This window comes from Acidithiobacillus sp. TH-A36 (assembly GCF_057473445.1).
Window position 1 is genome coordinate 1 of the sequence record NZ_JBYCKP010000064.1, and the last position, 2894, is coordinate 2894.

The window sequence follows — 2894 nt, forward strand, 5'->3', positions numbered from 1 at the left end:
TTCCTCCCTCTTCGAAGCGCTGAGTAATGCCATTGCCTGCCAGCAATTGAGCCTGCATGTCGGCATTCTCCTGCTCAACCGCATGGCAAGGCTGTGCAGAAACGATCCCGAAGCAACGGACTTGTTTGTGCCTTTCCCGAACCCTTCCACCTTACTGCAGCAGGAAGCAGCCAGCCTGCGCAGCCTGGGATTCAGCATCCAGAAGGCGGAGTTCTTGCACGGAATTGCAGAAACCGCTGCGGCAGGCCAGTTGGCGCGTGAAAACTGGCAAGACCTGAGCAATTCTGAAGCCGCACAGCGCCTGCATCAGTTGCGCGGTATCGGCCGTTGGTCTACAGAATATATGTTACTGCGCGGGCTGGGGCGTCTGGACGTGTTCCCCGGTGATGATGTAGGTGCCCGCAAGGCTTTGTATCAGTGGCTGGAAGAAAAGTCTGCTCCGGACTATATGCAGGTAGCCAAAAGGTTGCAGCCTTGGCAACCCTATGCCGGCATGCTGTATTTTCTTCTGCTCTTAAACCGCCTGGAGAAGGAGGGACATCAATCATGACATCCCATTCGCCGTTACGATCTCAGCCCCCTGAGATCATTACCTGGCGCGTCTATGAGCGCCCCCTGCCGGCAGGCTACCACGTGCTCGCTGAACGTCTCTGGCCGCGCGGGGTGCGCAAGGAGGATCTTCCCCTGGACAACTGGCCCAAGGAACTCACACCCAGCACCGCTTTGCGTCAGTGGTTTGGGCATGTAGAAGATCGCTGGACCGAGTTTCGTGAGCGTTATCTGAACGAACTCGCCGAACACCAGGAAGAAGCCTGTCGTTTACTGGATAATGCGGAAGGTCGGCCGGTCATTCTGCTCTATGCCGCCCACGATAAAATCCATAATGGTGCCGTGGTACTTCGGGAGTTTTTGCTATCACAGTCCTGTTGATCCCGACACCATCACGACCGACTATTTCAAACGTTATTTCGTATGACCGGCAGCCCAACACTGCAGGGCACGTGGATCGGGAATATCCAGCACGCGGCGGTTGACTGTAATCAACCCGGCTTTACGCAAGCGCGCCAGCAAGCGGGACAGGGTTTCCGGGGTCAAGCCCAGACGGGCAGCCACTGCTGATTTTTTGGCGGGAAGCTCCACAACGGCTGCAGCATCCAGAGCCGGACACAAATCCAGCAGATAACTCACCAGACGCTGCTCTGCCGACTCGACACTGAGCTGGCGGAGCTCCTTGACCAGAAAATGCAAGCGCATACTCAGTCGCGCCAGCATCTGCCGCATCAACTGAGGTCTTTGTTCCAGAATCTCCAGAAACAAGGCGAGGGGTATTTCCAGAACCGTTGTGGAACCTTCCGCAGCAGCCGTTACTGGATAACGTCCCCCCAGAAAGGCAACCGCTTCGGCAAACAGATCGTTTTCCTGAATAATTTCAACAATTTTTTCCTGACCAGTGGTGGCGGCGGCAATCAGATGAATACGACCGGAAAGAACCAGATAAAAGGCATTTGCCGTCGCCTTTTCGACAAACAGAATATCGCCCGATCCCAAATGGACTGTTTTGCTGTGCTTCAGCAAGGAATCCAGCAACGCTTCTGGCCAGGCCGAAAAAAGCGATGTTTCGCGCAGGAGTGAGGATACATTGTCCGCGATATCTTCCATCAAAATAGGCGCTCACTGGAGAAAAAGGCAGGATAGCCATCGCAAGACAGTACCGCAAGCACAAAACCACCCCAGCAAGTATGATCCACCCTGGTTGGACCAAAAGCTGGCCCATGAATTGCTTTATGAAATGGCAGTCTGGACAACGAAGTCCTCGCCACCCACTATGGGGCGCGAGGTTTTTTTGTAATGGGGTCGGGTAGTGGGAGGAAAAATGAGCGGTGAAAATCTCAACATTGGTTTTGTTGCACTAACAGATAGCGCACCCTTGATTGTGGCGCGTGAGTTGGGTTTTTTTGCGACTGAAGGGCTCGCTGTCACCCTGCAAAAGGAGCCTTCCTGGGCCAGCTTGCGCGATCATCTGCTCTTTGGGGATCTGGTGGCTGCCCATGCCCTGGCGCCACTACCCATGGCCGCAACGCTGGGAATTGCTTCCCCGAAAATACCGGTGAGCACTGCGCTGACACTTTCCCTGAACGGGAATGCCATTACAGTCAGTCATGCTTTACACCAACGGCTCCGCGATACCGGATTTACAGGAGCGGAACCTGCCATCGCCACCGCCCAGGCATTGCACCGCATTATCGAGACAGAATCTGCCAAAAAATTGCGTTTTGCCGTCGTTTCTCCCGTATCCAACCATCATTATCAACTGCGACACTGGCTGCGTGCAGCTAGTATTGATCCGGATCAGGATATTCAAATCACCGTGGTTCCACCTCGCCATATGGTTGCCGCATTGCGCGCAGGAGAAATAGATGGTTATTGCGTAGGAGAGCCCTGGGGTAGTCTGGCGGCTGCAGAAAACGTCGGCATTCCGATTATCAGTAGTTACGCACTCTGGAACAACCTGATGGAAAAGGTATTAGCCGTACGGAATGACTGGTCACAGCGCGAACCCGACTTATATCTGGCGATGATTCGCGCCATCCTGACAGCCAGTCAATGGCTGGATAACCCTCAACACCGTTTAGAATCAGCCCCCTGGGTTGCCGCCGCCATTGGGGTTCCTCGGGAAGTTGTGGCCATGGCATTAACGGGTAACGTCCCCGGTCTGGCTCAGCAGGAGGATTTTCATGTATTTGCCCGTTACTCGGCCAATTTTCCCTGGCATTCCCATGCGTTGTGGCTGGCTCGACAAATGCAGACGGCGGGTCAATGGCCTCAAGGCGTGGACAGCGAGACATTGATTCCACAGGTATATCGTTGCGATATCTATCGGCAGGCGGCAAAGG

The 2894-nt window shown here is 54.5% G+C and carries 4 protein-coding genes; 3 read left to right on the forward strand and 1 reads right to left on the reverse strand.

Annotated features, from left to right (window positions below; all coding sequences use genetic code 11):
- On the forward strand, positions 1–550 hold a 550-nt coding region (locus AC2VLY_RS01590; RefSeq protein ID WP_486893793.1), incomplete at its 5' end, for a DNA-3-methyladenine glycosylase family protein.
- Entirely contained in the window at positions 547–930 is a 384-nt protein-coding gene (locus AC2VLY_RS01595) for a DUF488 domain-containing protein (RefSeq protein ID WP_153940561.1), read from the forward strand. The genes AC2VLY_RS01590 and AC2VLY_RS01595, both read left to right, overlap by 4 nt.
- Positions 931–963: 33 nt before the next feature.
- Here AC2VLY_RS01595 and AC2VLY_RS01600 read toward each other — a convergent pair whose 3' ends face one another.
- On the reverse strand, positions 964–1659 hold the full coding sequence (locus AC2VLY_RS01600) for a Crp/Fnr family transcriptional regulator (protein ID WP_486921668.1): 696 nt from the start codon (positions 1657–1659) through the stop codon (positions 964–966).
- Between the two features lie 214 nt (positions 1660–1873).
- Between AC2VLY_RS01600 and AC2VLY_RS01605 the strand changes: the two genes are divergently transcribed.
- The coding region (locus tag AC2VLY_RS01605; RefSeq protein ID WP_486893790.1) for a CmpA/NrtA family ABC transporter substrate-binding protein at positions 1874–2894 on the forward strand (1021 nt) is incomplete at its 3' end.